The sequence below is a fragment of the Flavobacterium azizsancarii genome, assembly GCF_027980145.1.
In the GTDB taxonomy this organism is placed as follows: domain Bacteria; phylum Bacteroidota; class Bacteroidia; order Flavobacteriales; family Flavobacteriaceae; genus Flavobacterium; species Flavobacterium azizsancarii.
Genome location: NZ_JAMZNK010000033.1, coordinates 1 through 23,492, shown reverse-complemented (window position 1 = coordinate 23,492; position 23,492 = coordinate 1). Strand labels below are relative to the sequence as shown.

General features: G+C 32.8%; 20 protein-coding genes. 2 read left to right on the top strand and 18 right to left on the bottom strand.

Annotated elements, in window-relative coordinates; genetic code table 11:
* The 13 genes from NJT12_RS17190 to NJT12_RS17130 all read right to left on the bottom strand — a co-directional run bounded on the left by NJT12_RS17190 (position 1) and on the right by NJT12_RS17130 (position 13,379).
* Complete coding sequence (locus tag NJT12_RS17190; RefSeq protein ID WP_271337163.1) at positions 1–747, bottom strand: hypothetical protein; 747 nt, start codon at positions 745–747, stop codon at positions 1–3.
* 690 nt (positions 748–1,437) lie between these two features.
* Positions 1,438–2,154: a response regulator transcription factor gene (locus tag NJT12_RS17185; protein WP_072963937.1), complete on the bottom strand. Its 717-nt coding sequence runs from the start codon at positions 2,152–2,154 to the stop codon at positions 1,438–1,440.
* A 3-nt stretch (positions 2,155–2,157) separates the two neighbouring features.
* A complete protein-coding gene (locus tag NJT12_RS17180; RefSeq protein WP_271337162.1) occupies positions 2,158–3,741 on the bottom strand; it encodes a sensor histidine kinase in 1,584 nt (527 codons plus the stop codon).
* A 59-nt stretch (positions 3,742–3,800) separates the two neighbouring features.
* Positions 3,801–4,397 (bottom strand): dephospho-CoA kinase, encoded by a 597-nt coding sequence (gene coaE, locus NJT12_RS17175; protein ID WP_271337161.1) that lies wholly within the window; start codon positions 4,395–4,397, stop codon positions 3,801–3,803.
* Position 4,398: 1 nt separating this feature from the next.
* Positions 4,399–5,397 carry a glycosyltransferase family 2 protein gene (locus NJT12_RS17170; protein WP_271337198.1) on the bottom strand — a complete coding sequence of 333 codons (999 nt, stop codon included), beginning with the start codon at positions 5,395–5,397 and terminating at the stop codon, positions 4,399–4,401.
* 126 nt (positions 5,398–5,523) lie between these two features.
* Complete coding sequence (gene fabV / locus NJT12_RS17165; RefSeq protein ID WP_271337160.1) at positions 5,524–6,714, bottom strand: enoyl-ACP reductase FabV; 1,191 nt, start codon at positions 6,712–6,714, stop codon at positions 5,524–5,526.
* A gap of 108 nt (positions 6,715–6,822) precedes the next feature.
* Entirely contained in the window at positions 6,823–8,475 is a 1,653-nt protein-coding gene (gene recN / locus NJT12_RS17160) for a DNA repair protein RecN (protein WP_271337159.1), read from the bottom strand.
* Positions 8,476–8,527: 52 nt separating this feature from the next.
* Positions 8,528–9,412 (bottom strand): type IX secretion system protein PorD, encoded by an 885-nt coding sequence (porD, locus tag NJT12_RS17155; RefSeq protein ID WP_271337158.1) that lies wholly within the window; start codon positions 9,410–9,412, stop codon positions 8,528–8,530.
* A 77-nt stretch (positions 9,413–9,489) separates the two neighbouring features.
* Positions 9,490–10,698 (bottom strand): bifunctional phosphopantothenoylcysteine decarboxylase/phosphopantothenate--cysteine ligase CoaBC, encoded by a 1,209-nt coding sequence (gene coaBC, locus NJT12_RS17150; RefSeq protein WP_271337157.1) that lies wholly within the window; start codon positions 10,696–10,698, stop codon positions 9,490–9,492.
* A gap of 9 nt (positions 10,699–10,707) precedes the next feature.
* Positions 10,708–11,028: a DNA-directed RNA polymerase subunit omega gene (locus NJT12_RS17145; RefSeq protein WP_089350958.1), complete on the bottom strand. Its 321-nt coding sequence runs from the start codon at positions 11,026–11,028 to the stop codon at positions 10,708–10,710.
* 9 nt (positions 11,029–11,037) lie between these two features.
* On the bottom strand, positions 11,038–11,832 hold the full coding sequence (locus tag NJT12_RS17140) for an outer membrane protein assembly factor BamD (RefSeq protein WP_271337156.1): 795 nt from the start codon (positions 11,830–11,832) through the stop codon (positions 11,038–11,040).
* 136 nt (positions 11,833–11,968) lie between these two features.
* Positions 11,969–12,850 carry a 4-hydroxy-tetrahydrodipicolinate synthase gene (gene dapA / locus NJT12_RS17135; RefSeq protein ID WP_271337155.1) on the bottom strand — a complete coding sequence of 294 codons (882 nt, stop codon included), beginning with the start codon at positions 12,848–12,850 and terminating at the stop codon, positions 11,969–11,971.
* Between the two features lie 16 nt (positions 12,851–12,866).
* Positions 12,867–13,379, bottom strand: coding sequence for a DUF6913 domain-containing protein (locus NJT12_RS17130; RefSeq protein WP_271337154.1), 513 nt, complete (start codon positions 13,377–13,379; stop codon positions 12,867–12,869).
* A 47-nt stretch (positions 13,380–13,426) separates the two neighbouring features.
* On the opposite strand from NJT12_RS17130, the gene NJT12_RS17125 reads away from it, so the two are divergent.
* Both NJT12_RS17125 and NJT12_RS17120 read left to right on the top strand, forming a co-directional pair.
* On the top strand, positions 13,427–14,206 hold the full coding sequence (locus NJT12_RS17125; RefSeq protein ID WP_271337153.1) for a 5'-nucleotidase C-terminal domain-containing protein: 780 nt from the start codon (positions 13,427–13,429) through the stop codon (positions 14,204–14,206).
* A gap of 141 nt (positions 14,207–14,347) precedes the next feature.
* Positions 14,348–15,259, top strand: coding sequence for a bifunctional metallophosphatase/5'-nucleotidase (locus tag NJT12_RS17120; RefSeq protein WP_271337152.1), 912 nt, complete (start codon positions 14,348–14,350; stop codon positions 15,257–15,259).
* Here the strand turns inward: NJT12_RS17120 and NJT12_RS17115 are convergent.
* From NJT12_RS17115 to NJT12_RS17095, 5 genes are all read right to left on the bottom strand, one after another.
* Positions 15,245–15,940: a lysoplasmalogenase family protein gene (locus tag NJT12_RS17115; RefSeq protein WP_271337151.1), complete on the bottom strand. Its 696-nt coding sequence runs from the start codon at positions 15,938–15,940 to the stop codon at positions 15,245–15,247. The genes NJT12_RS17120 and NJT12_RS17115 overlap by 15 nt on opposite strands.
* Positions 15,927–17,933, bottom strand: coding sequence for an NAD-dependent DNA ligase LigA (gene ligA, locus NJT12_RS17110; protein ID WP_271337150.1), 2,007 nt, complete (start codon positions 17,931–17,933; stop codon positions 15,927–15,929). Before ligA ends, NJT12_RS17115 begins: the two co-directional genes overlap by 14 nt.
* A 247-nt stretch (positions 17,934–18,180) precedes the next feature.
* Entirely contained in the window at positions 18,181–20,115 is a 1,935-nt protein-coding gene (locus NJT12_RS17105) for an OmpA family protein (protein WP_271337149.1), read from the bottom strand.
* Positions 20,116–20,126: 11 nt separating this feature from the next.
* Positions 20,127–21,059, bottom strand: a complete 933-nt coding sequence (locus NJT12_RS17100) for a PorP/SprF family type IX secretion system membrane protein (protein ID WP_271337148.1) — start codon at positions 21,057–21,059, stop codon at positions 20,127–20,129.
* Between the two features lie 47 nt (positions 21,060–21,106).
* A partial coding sequence (locus NJT12_RS17095) for an Ig-like domain-containing protein (RefSeq protein WP_271337147.1) occupies positions 21,107–23,492 on the bottom strand: 2,386 nt, incomplete at its 5' end.

The following is a 23,492-nucleotide window of genomic DNA, read 5'->3' as shown; positions in this document are numbered from 1 at the left end:
TTATATCATTTCGTCAACATATTGTTGATACAATAAATGCTGACTTTTATTTTTAATTGGGTTTTTCTCTCGCGGATTCTCATTTTGATGATATCTATTGCGATAGGAAAAACCATCTACTAATTTGTTTATTTTGTGTCTTACATTAAGATTAATAACATAATTCTTAAGAATCTTAATTTCGCTTTCCAAAACTGCATCAACCATTTTAGTGTGCGTTATCATATTTGCTGTAATGCGTAATACATAACGCCAAGGCTCATTAAATACATAATGAATATGATAACATTTACAATTAGGACACCATTGCTCCCGTTTATAAAAATGCATTTTCTCTTTTTCGGTCAATGTTAATTTTGAACTTTTCCATTCTGATTCTGAAAACTCTTTTACTGTTTGAAGCTTTTCGGCATATACATTTTTTCTCTTTCTCTTTTTCTTTCTTTTAAAAGATTTCTCAGATGCATATTGCCAGGTATTTATCTTTTCTAATAGAGCTTCATAAAAAGAAGAATCATTTGATCTTGCTATATCCTCTCTTAGCACAAAATTGCGTTGCCAACCTTTTCGATAAGGTATTTCTAATAGAATTAATGGTAAATCACTGTATTTTTTCCAGAGATCAACTTCAAGCTTTCGTAAGTGAATCAGGTGTTTTTCAAAATCTTCTTTTACTAATCTTTTCTTTGCTTTTATATTTTTAAAGCGGGAGCACAAAGCATACTCCTGTACTGTATAATTTTCCATAAAAAAATTATAGTGCATTAAATTAATAGCCAAAACAGGCTAAAGCATTTTATCCGTGCGGATAAATAACAAAATCGATTATTCGGGAAAATTTGAAGTGTCTAGAATAAAAAAAGCCCGAAACTAAATGTCTTCGGGCTTTTTTATATATCTAAAAATGAATTTCTAAGATTGAAATAAGCCGCGAAGAAGTGCTGCACCAAATTTATTTGATGTGAAGCTTTGAGATGACAATGTAAATACAAACATTTTTCTTCGTTATTAAAGGGTTATTACTTTTTTCGTGTGCAAATATTGTAAATTTTTTTTTGATTTTCCTAATTAATTTAAAGAAAAATCATGCAAAAAATAATTAACCTTAATTTAAAACTTTTAAAAACCTAACTATCTTATTGAATACTAAAGCCATAGCCCTGATGGAAGTGGCATCCTTTTTCTGGCTTTTTAGCCGGAAAAAGATATAGCGGACAGCAGGAATAGCTCCTAAAATATTAAAAATTCAATATTACAAATTCCAATGTTTAGTAATATTTGCCATTTCTATAGAGGAGAAATGACACAAGAAATTCCGTAAAGAATATTGTCAATCTTTGTCTAGTTACGAGTGTGATTTCGATTCTAATTATTTTTAGGCATAAAAAAAGCCCTGATTACTCAGGGCTTTGTGCTTTTTGTTTTTGTGAATTTTGTTTATTCTGCAACTTTGCTTTTAACAACTAATCTGAAACCTTCACCGTGAATGTTAAGGATTTCAACATCTTCATCTGCTTTTAGGTATTTTCTAAGTTTAGCGATGTAAACGTCCATACTTCTTGAAGTAAAGTAGTTGTCATCTCTCCAGATTTTAGTTAACGCTAATTCTCTTGGCATTAAATCATTTTCATGCAGAATTAACATTTTAAGCAATTCATTCTCTTTTGGAGATAATTTTATTGGTTCGTCATTTTCGAACGTTAAAAATCTTAATTTAGAATTCAGGTGAAATTTACCAATGTTAAATTCAAACTGAACTTGTTCCGCTTTTGTATCCGCAGATTTTCTTTGAATAATAGCTTTGATTTTCATCAATAAAACTTCTGAATCAAAAGGTTTATTCAAATAATCATCAGCACCGGCTTTGTATCCTTTTAATACATCTTCTTTCATCGATTTTGCCGTTAAGAAGATAATTGGCACTTCGCTATTCTTTTCTCTAATTTCTTTGGCTAAAGTATAACCATCTTTATAAGGCATCATTACGTCAAGAATACATAAATCGTATACATCTTTCTTGAACTTCTCGAAACCTTCCATACCGTTTTTAGCTAAAGTAACTTCAAAGTCATTTAACATTAGATAATCTTTAAGAACTGCCCCAAAATTAAGGTCATCTTCTACTAAAAGTATTCTTTTGTTATTATTTTCCATATTTTAATTTATTAATGGTATTTTTATTATAAAGGTGCTACCTTTTCCTTTTTCGCTTTCAACATATACTTGACCATTGTGATCCTCTACTATTCTTTTTACATAAGCAAGACCTAAACCGTGTCCTTTTACGTTATGTAAATCTCCTGTATGCTCTCTGTAAAATTTCTCAAAAACTCTTTTTTGAGCTATCTTACTCATCCCAAGACCATTATCTTTAACTTTTATCAGAATCATGTCTTTGACATTTTCTGTAAAAATCTCGATTTCAGGAACATCCGGTGAATATTTTATTGCATTTTCTAAAATATTAACCAACACATTTGTAAAATGCACTTCGTTAATTAAACACGTTGTTCTTGCAGCTTGATAGTGCTTTACAACGGTTCCGTGCCTGTCTTCTAAAATTAGATTTACGTGTTCAATTGCATCATCGATTATATCATGAATTGCAGTTGGTTCCTTAGTTATATCTAATTCTCTTTTTTCTAATTTAGAAATACGAAGAACATTTTCAACCTGGGCATGCATTCTTTTGTTTTCATCCCGAATCATTTGCAGATATCGAAAAACTTTCTCTTTATCTTCAATAATTTTGGGGTTCTTAATTGCATCGAGTGCTAAATTTATCGTTGCAATTGGAGTTTTAAACTCATGCGTCATATTGTTTATAAAATCAGTTTTGATTTCAGAAATATGTTTTTGACGCAATAATTGATTCAACGCACTTGTATAAGCAACTATTATAATTAATGTAAAAATTATCGATAATATTGTAATACTCAATAACTCAGACAATAAGAATTTCTTTTTATGTGGGAAAGTAATGAATAACTCGTATTTACTATTTCCTTCATTATCAGTATAAATTGGTATATGATAACTAGCATCTTTGTCATAATGAAACCCATCAGACTTTACTTTGGTTGCAAGACCGCTGTTAAGTACGCCAAATTCAAACTTGGTATTTACACCATATTCTTCTAATTCCTTCTTTAGAAGTTTTTGAAGTTTATCTTTTGTAATTCTTCCTTCTATAGGAGTTAAAGAAGCAATATCCTTATATTGAATTTGCTGCTGAACTTTATTTAGAATGTCTAAACTACCTGATTTTTCAATTTTCAGATCGGGAATAATACTTTGTCCTAAACCATTATTATCGATTCCGTTGTTATTATAAACTTCAGTTACTCTTTTTGAACTAAAATTTTTAAATCTCTCACTACTGAATTTTTTATTGAATAGTGCTCCGTTTATATCGTAATCTTCTGATGTAAGTGTGTTAGAATATACAATAGTCTTATTGGTTTTTGTATTTCTTTGAACATAAAGAACTTCTAACAGATCTTCTTTCTTTGGAGTTTTGCCGGTACTGTCTTTTATACGATTGTATTTGTCATAAAAGCTATACTCTTCTTGTTGTTCTAATTTATCAGCAACGTTTCCAATCACTTGTGTAACGTGATATTTAAATTGTTCGTCGTTGTTTTTAAACGAAGAATTGAACCAATATACCTGTACCAGAATGATCCCTATTAAGGACAAACTCATGAGTAAAACAAGTATTCTAAAAAATAATTTATTCATCGCAACAAAATTAATATTTTAACAATATACTAAATAATACATTAACCAAATATTAACATTTAAGACTGATTTTGTTTTATATTTAAAATTTTAAGAATTTTAACAACTTCTTCTTTAGCAATTTTAAGATTACTGTTATTAATTACAAAATTGCTTAAAGAAATGCGTTTTTCATCATTCCATTGCATTTTCATCCTGCTTAAAACTTGCTCGCGTGTGGTATTATCCCGCTTTACAACTCTTTCTATTCTAATTTCTTCAGGAGCTGTAACTGTTATAATTACATCACATTCTTTATAACGACCACTTTCAAACAAAATTGCAGCTTCATAAAGAACGTAACTGTACTTTTTATTTTCGTCCAGCCACAATTCAAAATCTTTTTTTACAGCGGGATGTACAATAGCATTTAGTTGTGCTAATTTATCGGCATTATTAAATACAATTTCAGCCAATTTTGCTCTGTTTAAAACTTTATCTTCAAAAAGAGAATCTCCAAAGGTTATTTTTATCTGACTTATAATACTTTCTGACTGCATCACTTTTTTAGCTGCATCATCAGCTATATACACAGGAACTCCCATTGCTGAAAAATATTTTGCAATGGTAGTTTTACCACTTCCTATTCCGCCTGTTAAGCCAATAACTTTAGTCATATTACACTTTAAAAAACATACGAGGAAAAGCCTCTTGTGGTTTTTTCTTTAAAAGAATAACTTTTATGAATGATTTTAAAAATCCCGTTCCATATCCATAAAACTGCTTCCATACTGCAATTACTGACAAGTATCCAATTTTAACGCTTTTATTTTGAATACTTGCTGTAAGAAAAATTATAACGAAATATACAAAATATAATTGTAATAACAGATCAATATTAAAAATTAATAGTAAAAAAGCTAATAATAGACCTAGTATAAATACTGAAGGAAAAAAGAAGGTTAACTTATTATGTTCCGGATACCAACTGTTTAAAATTGGCCTGGCAATTCCGAATTTATTTACCTGAACAGAAAATTTTTCCCAATCTATCCTGCGTTTATGATATACATATGCTTCGGGGAATAGTCTGGTCTCAAAACCTAAATTCCACAAACGTATCGAAAGATCCGGGTCTTCTCCGGGATGTATGTTTCCAAATCCTTTTGATGCTTCGAATGCCTTTTTTGAAATTCCCATATTGAAACTTCTGGGCTGAAACTTATTAATCTTTTCAGAGCCACCACGAATTCCTCCGGTGGTAAGAAAGGAGGTCATTGCAAAATTAATAGCTTTCTGAATATCAGAAAAACTATCCAATGCTTTGTCCGGTCCTCCAAAACAATCCACATAATCTGCGTTTAATGCTTTTCGGACTTCTGACAAATAATTTGGCGGAATGATACAATCTGAATCAAAAATGATGAAATAATCACCACGCGCTTTCTGCATTCCAAAATTTCTTGAGTCTCCAGGTCCTGAATTCTCTTTAAAATAATATGAAATATTCAATTTTCCCTGATAGGTCATCACAACATCTTTGCAAGGAATTGAAGATCCGTCTTCGACAAGAACAATTTCGAAAGCTTCATTATAGTCAGATTTTGATAAACTTTCTAAAAGTTCATCAACTTCATCCGGACGATTATACACGGGTATAATTAAAGAAAAAATCATAACGGGATATGCGGTATTAGAGTGGTAATATTTAAATTTCAAAATTTTAACAAAGGTATGTTATATTCATAAAAAAACCATCAACTTTTGGTTGATGGTTTTTCTCTTTTATTATAATTTCTTTATCTATTTGATACTTTCGATTTCAACAACTTCATTTGTGTCTGCATTGTAATCCACTCCTGCAAATTCAAATCCAAAAAGATTCAAAAAATCGTTTCTATATCCTGCTAAATCTCCAATTGCAGGTAATGTTTCAGTAGTAGCTTCTAACCAAAGTTTTGCTACTTTTGCCTGAACATCTTCACGCATTTCCCAATCGTCGATTCTGATTCTGCCTTTTTCGTCTACAGGAACATCTGAACCTGAGTACAATCTTTCCTTAAACAAACGCTGGATTTGCTCAATACAACCTTCATGAATCCCTTCTTCTTTCATAATTTTATATAAAAGTGAAATATACAAAGGAATAACAGGAATTGCAGAACTCGCTTGTGTTACTAATGCTTTATTTACAGAAACATAAGCTTTTCCTCCTATTGATTTCAAACTATCAGTAATTGAGAATGCTGTAGCTTCTAAATCATCTTTTGCACGGCCAATTGTACCTTTACGATAAACCGCTTCTGTCAATGATGGCCCGATATAAGAATACGCAACTGTTGTAGCACCTTCTGCTAATAAATTTTCAGCTTTTAATGCGTCGATCCACATTGTCCAGTCTTCACCACCCATTACTGCAATAGTATTAGTGATATCTTCATCTGTCGCGGGAGCAATAGAAACTTCTGTAACATTTCCTGTATGAAAATCTACTGTTTTATTGGTAAAAGTTTGTCCGATTGGTTTTAAAACTGAACGGTGCAAAACTCCTGTAACCGGATGTTGACGAACTGGTGAAGCTAAACTATAGATTATAAGATCAACCTGACCTAAATCTGCCTTGATTAAATCAAGAGTTTGTCTTTTTATTTCATTTGAAAAAGCATCTCCATTGATACTTTTTGCATATAAACCTGCTTTGTGAGCTTCTGTTTCAAATGCAGCAGAATTATACCAACCTGGCGAAGCTGTTTTACCTTCAACTGGTGGTTTTTCAAAAAATACTCCAATAGTTGCAGCATCAGATCCAAAAGCACTTGTTATTCTTGAAGCTAATCCAAAACCTGTCGAAGCACCAATAACTAATACCTTTTTAGCACCGGCAATTAGCCCTTTTGATTTTATATATTCTATTTGATTTTTAACATTTTGCTCACTGCCTTTTGGATGTGCAGTCAAGCAAATAAATCCTCTCATTCTAGGTTCTATAATCATATTTTTATTGTTTATGCGTTGATTGGGTTAATTTTATCGTTGCGATAAATGACTAACTTATTTACGTTTGTTTAATTAGCTTTGAGTTGACAAATATAAATTATTTCTTTAGTTCAACAAGGCTTTAGCATGATTTAAAGCCGAATCTGAAACAACTGCTCCTGATAACATTTGAGCAATTTCCATAACTCTTTCGTCCTGAGACAGAAGCTTTAATTCTGATTGGGTATCATCATCAACTGTAGATTTAAAAACTTTAAAATGAGAATCTCCTTTGGCCGCTATTTGCGGTAAATGGGTAATAGCAAAAATTTGCATTGTTGCACTCATTTCTTTCATGATTTCTCCCATTCTAATAGCAATTTCTCCTGAAACACCGGTATCGATTTCATCAAAGATTAAAGTTGGTAATTTTGAATATTGCGCTAAAATTGCTTTAACAGCTAACATAATACGAGACATTTCTCCTCCAGATGCCACTTTTTTCAATAATCCAAAATCAGTTCCTTTATTGGCAGAGAATAAAAATTGCAATTCATCTTTTCCGTTTTGAAAGTATGTTTCTGATGGCAAAAGTTCCATATTGAAACGAACATTTGGCATTCCTAAAGTTTCTAAAATCGAAATTAATTTTTGAGACAGAACTGGAATCGCTTTGGTTCTGTTTTGATGAATTGTTGCTGAAAAAGCATCTAACTCAATTCCTTTTTGCTCTATTGATTTTGATAAAAGCGCGATCTCTTCTTCTATATTATCTAACTCAAGAAGCACATTTCCTAAATTAGCCTGAATTTCAATTAATTCATCGACAGTAGTTACCTGATGCTTTTTTTGTAAATTATAGATTAATTGCAATTTTTGACTTACTAGTTCTAATTTTGCTGGATCATTTAATAATTTTTCAGATGAATTTTGCATTTCTCTTGAAACATCATCAAATTCTATTGCTAAACTTACAATTCTCTCAAAAATATTGTGATACTCGGGAGAAAAAGGTGCGATTTTTTGCAATGAAGCTTTTATTTCATTTAGATTATGAAAAACTCCAAATTGTTCTTCATTAGCAATAACAATTGATTTATCAATCGCTTCTTTTATAATTTCAACGTTGTTTAACTTTTCGTAATCAGCCTCTAATTCTTCTTGTTCTCCTGATTTCAGCTTAGCACTAACCAATTCATTCAATAAAAAGGTGTTATATTCCTGTTCTTTTCCTGAATCACTTTGTTTTTTTAATAAAGCATTAAGTTTTGTTTTATCTGATTTATAAGATTTTAATTCTTTTTGATAAGATTGAATGGTATCAAAATTATTCGCAATAGCATCAATTATCTTAAACTGAACACCTTCGTCAGAAAGCTCCTGTGTTTGCTGCTGTGAGTGAATATCAATCAAAAACAAACTCAAATCTTGTAATTCCTGAAGATTTACGGGACTATCATTAATAAAAGCACGAGATTTTCCTGATGGTAAAATTTCTCTTCTAATAATGGTGTCGTCTTCGTAGTCAAGATCATTTGCTTCAAAAAATTCTTTTAAGTTGTATTTAGAGATTTCAAAATGGGCTTCAATAACACATTTTTCCTCTTTATTTTTTAATGAAGTTAAATCGGCTCTTTTTCCTAAAACCAATCCTATTGCACCTAATATAATAGATTTACCTGCACCTGTTTCACCTGTAATTATAGAAAAACCTTTTGAAAAATCGATTGTGAGTTTTTCAATCAGGGCATAGTTTTTAATCGACAAGGACGTTATCATAAGGGAATTGTGTAAGTATAAAAATTATTAAAGAAAGTAATCTGAAAATTAATTAAAATTTAATCTGTGACCATTTAGTAGAGTTTAAAGGCGAGACTTTATTAAGCATATCTGTCAAATCGCCTACCGGAATGCTTGGGCCTCCTGAGAATATAGAAACGATTTCGTCTGATTTTGCATCAAAAAACACTCTTGTCAAAAAGGCATTTGGCTTAACTGAGTTCAATCGTCCAAGAATCATTATTGCAGCTTTCACTTTTTCTTTGGATGCTTTTAAATCCAGACTCATACCATCTAAACCTCTATGGTACTCAAACATTGTCTGACGTAAATCACTATACATTGGCGAGGTCATATCATTTATTAAATAATAACGATTCTGAACTCCATCAGACTGGCTCCAGCCTTTTGATCCGCCTTGCTGGGCAACACTTGCAATATTTTGAGCTGTTTCAAGATACGGATTTCCTCCCGTCAACTGAAACGTATCAGCATCCATAGCTAAAATCATATAACTATAAAAAGAAATCACAGATACTAAGTTTGAATCGAATGTACTTGGATTAAACAATAATGGTTCGTACTCTGTGTATCTAAAATTAAAATCTTTATCGTTATAATTTAAAACAGGGGACGAATATGTAGAATTATAAATTAATCGTGACGATTGTATCTGGATTGTTCCTGAAAACTGATCTGAATTATTTGATGACAATGTAATATACATTGAACAATTGATTCGCTCGTTTTGCTTCAGGATTGAACCTGTCCAGTCTGTTTTGTTTACAAATTCAGACAATGATGTCTGAAGTGTTTTAAAAACTTGCTGATTAGGATTAGGCAACCTTTCTGTATTAATGGTTACTGTGCAATTTAGCTGTTGTGCTTGTGCGAAGCCAAAAATTAAAAATACTAAAAGAGTAACTATTTTATTCATACGAAAGATAATATTTGATTTAGCACGCAATAGAATTTACTATCCTTGCTTTTAGTTTTTATTCTAAATCATGATGATTACGAAAAATGCGAAATCACTTTCTCTAAAATATCAACTGCAACAGATTCTTTTGTTTTTAATTCCATTGGTTCAATTTTAAAATTTCGATCAATAAAAGTTACTTTATTGGTTTCTTTTTTAAAACCGGCTCCTTTATCTTGTAAGGAATTTAAAACAATCAAATCTAAGTTTTTTTTCTGAATTTTCAACTTAGCATTTTCAATTTCATTTTCAGTCTCTAAAGCGAATCCAATTAAAAATTGCTTCTTTTTGATTGTGCCGAGTGATGCTAAAATATCTTTTGTTTTTTCGAGTTCTATCGAGAATTCTTCTGATGCTTTTTTAATCTTTTGTAAAGCTACAACTTTAGGTCGGTAATCCGCTACGGCTGCTGCTGCAATAGCAACATCAACGTCATTAAAATATAAATGACAGGCATCATACATCTCCTGGGCCGAAACTACATCAATCACCTGAATTAAAGTATTCTTTGCTTTATAGTGGGTTGGTCCGGATACTAAAATAACCTGCGCTCCTAAATTAGCGGCTTGGTTAGCAATATCAAAACCCATCTTTCCTGAAGAATGATTTCCTACAAAACGTACAGGATCTATTGCTTCGTATGTTGGTCCGGCAGTAATTAATATTTTTTTTCCTTTTAGGGGTAATTTACTCTCCAGATCTGCTTCAAGAAAAGCAATAATATTTTCAGGTTCAGCCATTCGGCCTTCACCGGATAAACCACTTGCTAACTCTCCATTTTCAGCAGGAATCATTACATTTCCGAACTGTTTTAAAGCAGCAAAATTAGATAAAGTCGATGGATGCTTGTACATATCCAAATCCATTGCCGGAGCAAAATAAACAGGACATTTAGCAGATAAATAGGCTGCAATTAAAAGATTATCACAATTTCCAGTTGCCATTTTAGATAACGTATTGGCTGTCGCAGGAGCAATTAACATTAGATCAGCCCAAAGGGCCAATTCAACATGATTGTTCCAAACAGCGTCTTCATCATCCTGATTAAAGAAATTAGAATGTACAGGATTTTTTGATAACGTAGATAACGTAAGTGGGGTTACAAAATCCTTAGAAGCAGGTGTCATTATCACTTGGATATGTGCACCTGCTTTTATAAAGAGTCGTACTAATGAGGCTGTTTTATACGCTGCAATTCCGCCAGAAACTCCCAGCAAAATTTTCTTCCCGTTTAAAACTGACATTATACTATATTATTTATTATTTGAACTTCTGTGGTAAGTTTTACCGTCTAACCACTCCTGAACTGCTAAAGCGTGTGGTTTAGGCAATTTTTCGTAAAATTTAGAAACTTCAATTTGTTCTTTATTTTCAAAAACTTCTTCAAGACTGTCATTATAAGTAGCAAACTCTTCTAATTTCTCAGTTAATTCTTTTTTAATTTCAGAATTAATTTGATTTGCTCTTTTAGCCATAATGGTAATTGCTTCATACACATTTCCTGTTGGCTCTTCAATAACTGTTTTATTGTAAGTTATTGTATTTACAGGAGCATTCGTCTTTTTTAAATCCATGACTTTATTTTATTTAGTAAATTTTTGTAAATCTGTCTCAACTCTGGCATTCATTTCTTCTGCCTCTTTTTTGTATTTTGTAGCGCTATTAAACTTAATTAAGTTAGCATATGCTACTTTTGCAACATTTAAACGTTCTTCCATTTTTGAAGGAACACTATTTATTGCCAATTTATATGCTGAATCGTATTTATAAAACAGGGCATCTTCTTTAAAAGGTGTTCCCGGATAATCAGCGATAAAGTTATCAAATGCAATCAATGCCGATTTATAATCAGATATGGTATTGTATCCTTTTGCATTTTCGTATGCTTTTTTCTCTAGTTTACCATTCAAAACTTTCACAACTTCATTTGCCTGAGCAATGTATTCTGAGTTTGGGTAATTATCTATAAAGGCCTGAAATTTCTCTAAGGCTTTTAATGTATCTGTTTGATCTAAACTATAAACCGGAGCTAATTTTGAATAACTGAATGCTCCTAAAAATGCAGCTTCCTGTACTTTCTCACTACGAGGATACCCCGAAACAAAGCTTTCGAACTGGTAACCTGCTAAATAGTACTGTTTTGATTTATAGTAAGATTGCGAAAACATATAAAAAAGTTTCTCTGCCTGAGGCTTTCCTCTATACGAAGGAGCTAATTGTTCAAAAAGACGTATGGCTTTCGAATACTTTCCAGCTTCATACATCTTGGTTGCCACTTCAAATTTTGCTGCAACGTCTTCATTTTTCAATGCTTTTTGATATTCACTACAAGAACAAAAAAGGACAACAACAATTAATAGAGATACTATTTTTTTCATTTTCTTACTTTTATTATGATTTCTTAGACAATTATGCCAAAGCAAAATCACACCGAAGTTCCGGTGGCAAATTTAGTTATTAATTTAGCTACTACAAAATATTTTTTGGTATATTAAAATACCGGCAATCTCACTGTTATTTTATGCTGTTTTTTACAAATTCATTCAACCTGTTTGCCAATGAATCATCTACGCTTACTAACGGCAAACGCACTGTGTTGTCAGCAATACCAAGGGCTTGAAAAACTTGCTTGATTCCGGCAGGATTTCCCTGCTCAAAAATCATATCAATACAATCTGACAAAAAGTATTGGGTTTTAAACGCTTCATTTACTTTTTTATTTAATCCCAAGCGAATCATTTCTGAAAATTCTTTCGGAAAACCTTGTCCAATCACTGAAATCACTCCTGCTCCACCTGCTAAAACGATTGGTAATGCGATCATATCATCTCCTGAAATTACAAGAAAATCTTTTGGTACATTTTTAATCAATTGCATCGCCTGTACCACATCTCCTGCTGCTTCTTTTATTGCTACAACATTCTCAAAATCATTTGCAAGACGAATTACCGTAGAGGGCAACATATTGCTTGATGTTCTTCCGGGAACATTGTATAAAATTACAGGAATTGGAGAAGCTTCGGCTATGGCTTTGAAATGCTGATATATTCCTTCTTGTGTTGGCTTGTTATAATAAGGAGAAACAGAAAGTATGGCTTCAAAAGCTGAAAAATCCCCAGTTTTTAATTCCTCAACTATTTGCATGGTATTATTACCTCCAACTCCAAGAACTAAAGGCAATCTTCCTTTATTGGTATCGATTACAGTAGTAATAACCAATTCTTTTTCGGCTTGTGTCAAGGTAGCATTTTCTGCTGTTGTACCCATAACTACAAGATATTCTACTCCTCCGTCTATCGAAAAATTAACGATGCGTTGTAAAGCCTGAATATCTACTGAAAAGTCTTTTTTGAATGGAGTGACTAGCGCAACACCGGTTCCTATTAATGATTGCATATTCTAATTTATATTTTTATTTTAAACTCTTTAAATACTTAAACAATTCAGTAACGAAAAGTTTATAATTCTCTATAGTGGTGTTGATCATCCATCGATTCAAATTTTTATCTACGGCTGCAAATCCCACTTTAAACTTCGCTTTTGATTTGCTGGTTATCATCATCAAAATACCTGTTTCGATGCTGTAATAACTTATCAAAAGATCAAATTCTGTTTCAATAAATTCATTTAAAAAAACCGTTGCAATCTCTCCGTTCCAATTGATATGTTTTTTACCAAAAGTAGGGATCAAATAGGTTTGTTTTTCTTTAAATTTACTTCTATACGCAACAATCTTTATGTTCTCAGGAGCTATCCCCTGCAAAACAAGTTCGTTAACGAGTTGTTTTGAATGCTGAAAACTACTTTCATCAATCAGTAAACCAATTGTTTGTATATTACTGGTAAATACTTCCTTTTTAACATTATCGAGGCTATTTTTTAATGATTTTTTTACAAAAAATTCCTTTATATAATTTAAAAACATAGTACTTTTGCCAGATTACAAAATTAATTATTTAAGTCGCATTTAAGATGGTAAAACTAAAAAAGTATAACGGATTTTTAAAACTTTTTGTTATATTCTTAACACTTTTTTTTATAACTTCTTGCAGTCAGAAAAACTACAATCTGACGAAGATAGAAGGAAAACAACTTCCAATCACGGAGAAAGATGCAGAAACTCCTGCAATCGAAAATTTTATTAAACCTTATCGCGATCATATCAATAAGGATTTAGACAGCGTTTTGGCCTATTGTCCTGAAACTCTTGACAAGAGTACGGGGAAATGGCAAACGAGTATTGGAAACTTATTGGCTGATGTTTGTGTAGAAAGAGGAAATATCGTTTTTAAAGCTCGTGAGAAAAAAAGCATCGATCTGTGTTTTTTAAATCATGGCGGAATTCGTGCCATCCTTCCTAAAGGAAATGTTACTACTAGAACTGCGTATGAAATTATGCCATTTGAAAACAATCTTGTTGTCATAGCTTTAAAAGGAGAACAAATTCTGGAAATGACTGCTTATATTATTAAGGAGAAAAAGCCTCATCCTTTATCAGGAATGACTTTTACGATAGCAAAAGATAATACTGCAAAAAACATTCTGATTCAGGGAAAACCTCTTGATGTTAACAAGATATATTATGTAGCTACGAATGATTATCTGGCGAATGGTGGTGACAGCATGACTTTTTTCGCAAAAGGTGTTGAGAAATTTGATTTGAACTATAAGCTTCGAAATGTATTGATTGATTATTTTAAATCTGTTGATACTATTCCGGTGGCAAAAGATATCAGAATTACGGAAGAATAAAAATCAAAAAAAGTTTGCCACAAATTACAGGAATTTACACTAATTCTATCTGGTAAACGAAACACTAATTTGAACTGAATTAGTATCAAAAAAAATCTTTTATTAGCAAAATTATAAGCGTTTTCGCAAAAAACATACAAAATGAAAAGAAGAGAATTTATCGAAAAAACAGCTGCAAGTACTGCCTTATTAAGTTTAGGTTTGTCATTAAGCAGTTTTGAAACTAACGATATTAAACACTTAACGATTCTACATACTAACGATGTTCACAGTCACATCGATCCTTTTCCTGCTGATGATCCCCGTAATCCAAACAAAGGTGGTGTATCTCGCAGAGCGGCACTTATAGAAACTATTCGTCAGGAAAATCCAAATGTGCTTTTATTAGATGCCGGGGATATTTTTCAGGGAACGCCTTACTTTAATTATTATGGTGGTGAACTTGAGTTCAAGCTGATGAGTATGATGAAATATGATGCATCGACTATTGGAAATCATGATTTTGACAATGGTCTAGATGGATTGTATGCTCAAATGCCTCATGCAACTTTTGAATTTATTAATTCAAATTATGATTTTAAGAATACTGTAATGGATGGTCTTGTAAAACCGTACAAAATCTTTAATAAAAACGGAATTAAGGTTGGTGTTTTTGGTGTAGGTATTGAGCTTGCGGGCTTAGTAGACAAACTAAACTATAAGGAAACTGTTTATAATGATCCGGTAGAAGTTGCTCAGGACATGACGCAATTATTGAAAAAAGAGGAAAAATGTGATTTGGTGATTTGCCTGTCGCACATAGGATACAAATACAAAGATGATGCTTCTAAAATTTGTGACTTAAAATTAGCGGAGCAAACTCAGGATATTGATTTGATTATTGGCGGACATACTCATACTTTTCTGGATAAACCAACTATTGTAAAGAATAAAGCGGGGCAGGATGTATTGGTGAATCAGGTGGGTTGTTATGGTATTAATTTAGGGCGAATAGATTTCTATTTTGATAAGGACAAAGCGCACAGTAACCAAGGGAGATCAATTATTGTGTAATAACTTTTTATGAATTTTGGCTTTTTCGAGAAAGTATTCTACCATAAAGAAATAAGCCAAAATTTGTGTTACATCGCGAATTATAACGAGAACCACGGAATAGGAAAAGTATTCATTGAAAATATAGAAAATATCCGAAAATATGTAGCAAATGGCCATCAATGACATTAACAGTGTTATATGTGTTCCTTTTGTTATATAGTTTACGAACGAAAAATAACTTAAAATACTTAATACGATCCCGTAGAAAATATACAATCCGTGAAACTTTTTAATATTATCAAATTGCAGGCTTAGGACTGATATTAATAAGTATGCTATAAATATTACGACGATAGAAACGGGTAAAATATCTTTTCTCTGCAGTTGTATTTTTTCATGCTCGTGTATATAAAGTTTTATGATTAAAAGGTATACGATCAAGAAGCACACTACCCCACCAATCTCAGAAATTTCGACATCCATCAAATCAAAGACCTGACCTATAAAACAGGTAATAAAAATTAGCGTTTCGGTTTTTCCTATTTTAAACTCATTGCTTATCAAAAAATAAATAAAGATTGCCGGCAATACTATTGCTTTGGCATATAGTGCAAAAAAATCCTGCTCCGTCCAATCAAAAATGATTGTACAAAGCAGGGCTAAAAAGAATAAAATCAAAGACGGTTTATTCGCTTTCATTTATTTTGTTTATAAAATCTTCTTCTGACAAGATAGGAATATTTAATTTATTGGCTTTTTCTAATTTTGCAGGTCCCATATTATCTCCGGCTACTACGAAATCAGTTTTTGCTGAAATCGAACTTCCTACTTTACCTCCATTATCTTCTATGGTTTTCTTTAGCTCATCTCTTGAAAACTGGCTAAAAACTCCTGATACTACAAATGTTTTTCCAATGAATTTGTCTGTAGCGTTTGGATTGACTTTTTCTACAATCTCGAACTGAACTCCATAACTTTTTAATCGTTGAATAATTTTTTGATTTTCTTCATTTTCAAAGAACTCTATTACGCTTTTAGCGATTCGTTCTCCTATTTCATCTACCAGAATCAAATCCATTAGGGATGCCTGACTTAGTGCATCGATATTTTTATAATGCTTGGCTAATTTTTTAGCGACTGTTTCTCCAACAAAACGAATTCCTAAAGCAAAAAGAACGCTTTCGAACGGAATTTCTTTAGATTTCTCGACACCATTTACTAAGTTTTCAGCAGATTTTTTTGCCATTCTGTCTAAGTGCAAAATATCTTCTACTTTCAACTCATATAAATCAGCATAGTTATGAACTAAACCGTTCTTGTAAAGCAATGCCACTGTTTCGCCGCCAAGACCTTCAATATCCATTGCTTTTCTTGAAATATAATGCTGGATTCTGCCTATAATTTGTGGTGGACATCCGTAAAAATTAGGACAATAATGGTTGGCTTCTCCTTCATTTCTTTTCAACTCGGTTTCACAAACCGGGCAATGTGTGATGTATTTGGTTGGTTCTGAATTTTCTGGACGTTTCTCTAAATCTACGGCGATTATCTTTGGAATAATTTCTCCTCCTTTTTCAACAAAAACGGTATCATTTATTCTGATATCTAATTTCTCTATTTGATCTGCATTGTGCAAAGAGGCTCTTTTTACAATCGTTCCTGCCAATTGTACGGGTGCCAAATTTGCTACGGGCGTTATTGCTCCGGTACGGCCAACCTGATAAGTGATCGAATTTAAAATGGTAGAGACTTGTTCTGATTTGAATTTATAAGCTATTGCCCAACGTGGTGATTTTGCGGTATACCCTAATTCTTCCTGATGCTGTATGCTGTTTACTTTTACAACTACTCCATCTGTTTCATATGGTAAATTATGTCTGTGTAGGTCCCAATAATCAATGAAGTCAAAAACTTCCTGCATGCTATTGACCAATTTTGCTTCTCCAGGAACTTTAAATCCCCACTTTCTGGCAGATTCCAAACCTTCAAACTGAGATGAGAATGGCAAATTATTTCCGGTTACAAAATACAATAAACATTCTAAGGGACGTTTTGCGACCTCGGCACTGTCTTGTAATTTTAAACTTCCGGATGCTGTATTTCTTGGGTTCGAATAAGGTGTTTCTCCTATTTCGATTAATTCCTGGTTCATTTTTTCGAAACCTGCAAAAGGCAATATAATTTCGCCTCGAATATCAAATCGCTCCGGGTAATTTCCTTTTAATTGTAACGGGATCGATTTTATGGTTTTAATATTATTGGTAACATCATCTCCCTGAAATCCATCTCCACGGGTCAAGGCTTGTACCAATTTACCATTTTCGTAGGTAATACTGATCGATGCTCCGTCATATTTTAATTCGCAGGTATATTGTAAATCTACATTACCCAGCACTTTCTGAATTCTGTTTTCCCAATCGAGCAAATCTTCTTTAGAATAAGAATTATCTAAAGAATACATTCTGTATTGATGTGCAATCGTTTTAAAATTCTTCGTTATGGTTCCTCCTACTCTTTGTGTTGGTGAGTTTTCATCAAAAAATTCAGGGTGTTTATTCTCTAAATCCTGAAGTTCTTTTAGTTTTATATCAAAGTCATAATCAGAAATTGTGGGATTATCTAACACATAATAGTTGTAATTGTGTTGATTAAGTTCGTCTCTTAAAGTCTGAATGGTTTCTTGAATACTCATATAATATAAAAATACTGGAGGTTGTGATTTAGAATAACTGAACATCAAAATTAGGATTATTTTTGTTCAAAAACAGTAAAAACCAAAACTTTTATAAAATCAAAAATCAAGCTGCAAAACGATGCAGCTTGATTTTCTTCTTGCCCATTATTCTTAAAAAGAATTAAACAAAACCAACTTCCAAATGGTCTCTTCGTTTTATGCCTTATTCTAATAATCCCCAAATTATAAGAATATTACTTTCAAACTACTTTTGAATAATGATAAAGTCTGAGCGTCTGTTTAATAAATGTTCTTCTTCAGTACATTTTACGCCATTTTTACATTTATTAATTAATCGGCTTTCACCGTAACCTATTGCACTTTCGATTCTTGAAGCGTCGATTCCCTGCAAGACAATATAATCTCTTGTTGATTTGGCTCTTTCATCAGAAAGTTTTAGGTTATAGGAATCTTTTCCGCGGGAATCCGTGTGCGATTCTATTTTAATGCGGATATTAGGAAATTTTCGCATAATGAAAACTACTTTTGCCAGTTCTTCAGCAGCTGCAGGTGTAATATCATGTTTGTTGTAATCAAAATAAATTGGGTTTACATCTACTTTTTCAACTCCTTTCTTTTTAATTACCAAATCATCGTAGTTACTCAGTTCAAAATCAACATTGGTAATGTCTATTTCGTTTTCCTTTGTGGTTTCTACCGTTTTTTCATCATTACTGTAATTCATTTTTGTAGCGACTAATCGAACTGATTTATTACAAGGAACGGTTACTACATATTTACCTTCGAAATTTGTTTTTGTTTCTGCTAAAATCTCGTTATAAGAGTTGTAAGCAACAACTGTAACATCTGTCAATGGTAATTTTGATTTTCTATCTGTTGCTTTACCTGAAATATTCTGATTACAAGTTGGTAGTGCTTTTGTAAAAGAATAAATATCGTCATCGCCTTTACCTCCTGCTCTGTTGGAAGAAACATAACCATAGGTGCCTGTTTTATCAATTACAAAAGTAAAATCGTCTTTATTGCTATTTATTGGTGCTCCTAAATTTCGTGGTGCCGAAAAAGTTCCATCTGATAAAAAGGTACTTTCATATACATCTAAATCTCCTAATCCGTAATGCCCGTCTGAAGAAAAATAAAGTATTCCGTTACGGAAAAATGGAAAAAGGTCATTGCCAATAGTATTGATTTTTGGTCCCAGATTTTGAGGAGAACTCATTGTCCCGTCCTCTGCAATTTTTACTACATATAAATCCGTTTCACCATAACCACCCGGCATATCTGATGCAAAGAAAAGCCATCGGCCATCGTCGCTTAAAGAAGGGTGTCCAACAGAATAGTCGTCATTATCGAAGAAAACTTTTTGTGGATTTTCTAATTTCCCATTCACTAACGAACCTTTAAGAATTTGAAAGTTGTTGATCTTATTTTCATCAATAACAAGCTTGTTTTTCTTGATTATATTAGATGAGTAATACATTGTTTTTCCGCTGGCATCAAAACTGGCTGTTGCTTCATGATATTTGGTCATGACATTAGGGATAAACAATTTTTCGTTAAACAAACTTCCATCAGCAGGATTTCTTTCGGCAACATACAAATTTAAAAAAGGCTGGTTGTTCCAGTTATACAGTTTCTCGCCAAACCTTGTTGTATCTCTTGCTGATGTAAATACAATTTTATCTAAATAAAAAGTCGCGCCAAAATCTGATTTACTGGTATTGATATCCAAATTTTTAATTTCATAAAGAGACTTTGCTTTAGCTAAACTGTCTAATTGTTTTTTTTGAGCAACATATCGATTGATCTCTTTTTGATCTCCTTTTTTATTGAGATATTCTTTTGTAATCCTGTCTGCATCGTCATAATCCATTACTGCTTTCATAGATTGAATGTAGCGCAGATAGTAGATGTCTGTTAAATTATTGCCTTGTACCTCGTATAATTTTTTGTACCATTTGAGTGCATTTCTGGCATCAGAAATAAAATAATAAGAATCTGCTGCATTTTTAATTGTTTGTGCTGATGGATTCTTTATGTTCTGTAAACATTCTTCATAGGCTTTAGAAGCATCTGCATAAGAATAATTTCTAAACAATGCATCGGCCTTTTTTAAATTAGTCTGAGCAAAACCAAAGGTAATGCTCAAGACTAAACTTAGGATATATAGTTTTTTCATAGATTTTGTATTTAGAAGAATCGTGGAGATCTGATTTTACTCTGGTTTTTCATGAATTGGTAACGCAAGATAATTTCATGCGTTCCATCATTGTACTTGTTCAAATCACTTACGGTGTAATCAAAAGCATATCCGATATAAAAACTTCTGGATATTTGAAAACCGGCCAATATGCTTACCGAATCATCTGTTCGATAAGAACCTCCTATTACAAATTTTTCTGCAATCATAAAATTCGCCGAAATATCAGCAGTAAGTGGTGCGCCATTTACTGCTTTGACTAAAAATGCTGGCTTGAATTTTAGATTAGGATTCAGATCAAAAACATAACCTCCCATTAAATAATAATGCAAACGATCATAATCTATAGATTCCTGAACGTCGTCATAATAATCATTTTGAATAAAGCTTGGAATCGAAAATCCTACGTACCATTTATCTGTATAATAGTAAACCCCTGCTCCAACAGCAATCTTCATTTGATTATTTATGTTTTGGTTTAATAAAGCATCATTGTTATTGTAATATCTTCCTTTAGACCAATCTATGTTTAACATTCTCATACCTGCTTTAAGACCAAACGCCAGTCTTTTATCATATCCTAAAGGGATTGAATAAGCAAAGTTTCCGTCGAGATACAATTCGTTTGATGGACCAATTTTGTCATTTACGACACTTAATCCCAAACCAATATTCTCGTTTCGAAGTGGTGAGTGAATAGAAAACGATTGTGTTTCTGGAGCACCATCAATTCCAACCCATTGAGAACGGTGTAAAAGTGTTGCTTCTAATGTTCCCGTAGATCCAGCATAAGCTGGATTTACGGACATTGTGTTGTACATATATTGTGTGTACTCCGGATCTTGTTGTGCACTTGCACAAAATGTGATTAACGAACATATTAAAATGAAATACGTTTCTACTGATTTTATATATAGTTTCATAACGATACTTATTAAGTTTAATTAATTAGATGATTAATACCGGCTGCTTATCTCATTATAGATAACCATCCTTTTTTAACCGTTCCATCTCCAATAGTTATCACATAAAAATAAGTACCTGTAGGCAACATATCTCCTCTATTAATAACTCCGGATACATTAGCGGTTCCGTCCCAATCATTTTCATAATGTTGTTTACTATATACTAATGAGCCATATCTGTTATATACTTTCAACTCGTTGTTTGGATATGATTCGATACAGTCAATTCTAAACAAATCGTTAGCTCCGTCGTTGTTTGGAGTAAACTCATTGTAAACTGTCAAACAAATTGGCTCAACAGTAACTGAGGCCGAATTATTTGATGGATCAGCATCTAAAGGAGTTGAAATTTCGACTGTTGCAACACTTGTATAATTACCACTAGGCAATACTTCGGCAACAATTGTAAGCACTACACTTTGTCCGGCATTTAAAGTTGGAATTGTCCAAAGTTGAGTTAATAAATCATATGTACCTAAAGTTGTATTTGCACTTACCAAATTAAATCCGCTTGGTAATAAATCGCTAACTATTGTATTTATGAAATTACCTTCACCAATGTTGTTTACCGTTACTGTAAATGTGATCTGATCACCAAAATTAGGATTAGGATTACTCACTGTGTTGGTTATCGTTAGATCTGAACAAGTTGCTACGGTAACATTTAATGATTTTACTGATCTTTCATTACATGTATTGATATAAGCAACCTCAACTTTACCCGGTCCAACATCAGACCAAGAAACTGTTACAGATCCATCTGCATTTCCTCCACCGGAAGTAATTGTTCCGTTGGTAATTGACCATACATAATTTGATTTTCCGTTGGCAATTGAATAAGTGATTCCCTGGAAAACACATGGTGTATCATCTGTTGTCGTGATCGGAACCTGAGCATCATTATCAAAAGAAACTGCTACTCCTAATCTTGAAGCACCTTCACAGCCATTATTTGTACTGTTAAGTGTTGCTGCATAATATGTTGTCGCTATAAGAGGTGTATTCGCTGCTAATGGTGTTCCGCCATTTGCTGAAGTATACCACACTATATTGGCTTCATTTACAACTATATCTTCAATTGTTGGCGTTGATGACAGACAAAATGTTTGTGATGTTCTTGGTGTAGTAACTAAAATTGGTGTATTTACATTCACCACCACCTCTAATCTTAACAAATTATCGCAACCTGAACCGCTCGAAACAACACCATAATAAGTACCATTTGCTAAGGCTGTCGTTGACGGAATTGCTGTTCCTCCTGTGGAAGTGCTATACCAAATTACATTAGATTCGTTTACCTGAATATTCGAAACTTTTGGTGCATTTACAGAACAGAAGTTTTGAGCTAGCGAATTCGTCGTTGGCGTCGCCATTGGATTTACAATTGTAATTGTAATCGGTAAACGAGTTGCACTTTTACATCCTGTTGTTAAATCTGTAATTTCTCCATAATAAGTACCCGAAGTTAAAGGTGTTACTGTTGGAATCGCTGTTCCTCCAATAGCACTATTAAACCAACTTACATTACTTTCGTTTACCTGAATACTTGCTATAGTTGGAGCACTAGTTGAGCAGAAGTTCTGAGCTGTGTTATTTGTTGTAGGTGCATTTAAACTTCCAACAGTAACACTAACTTTTAGCCTGATACTACTTTCACATCCAGTTGTTGCATCTTTTAATGCCGCATAATAATCTCCATTTACTAAAGCTGTAGTTGGTGCAAGTGGAGTTCCTCCATTTGGTGCACTGTACCAAACCACATTACTTTCGTTTACCTGAATGCTCGCAACCGTTGGGTTACTTGCTGAACAGAAAGGCTGCGTAAATGATGTAGTTGTAGGTGTTGCAGGATTTGTAACACTAATGGTTACCAATAATCTTGCAGCACTTTCGCAAAGTGATGTTGCATCTTTTATCGCTGCATAATAAGTACCACTTGTTAAAGCTGTTGTTGAAGGAATCAACGTTCCGCCAGTTAAAGCAGTATACCAAACGATATTAGATTCGTTTAATTGAATACTTGCAAAAGTTGGCGCAGTTGACTGACAGAAGTTTTGAGTTCCTGCAGTTACTAAACTTGGTGTTCCAGGATCAGTTACTATTACGGCAACTTCCAGTCTTAATGCACTTTCGCAAAGTGATGTTGCATCTTTTATAGCCGCATAATAAGTACCACTTGTCAAAGCTGTTGTTGAAGGAATCAACGTTCCGCCAGTTAAAGCAGTATACCAAACGATATTAGATTCGTTTAACTGAATACTTGCAAAAGTTGGCGAAGTGGACTGACAGAAATTCTGTGTTCCTGCAGTTACCAAACTTGGTGTTCCCGGATCAGTTACTATTACCGCAACTTCCAGTCTTAATGCACTCTCGCAAAGTGATGTTGCATCT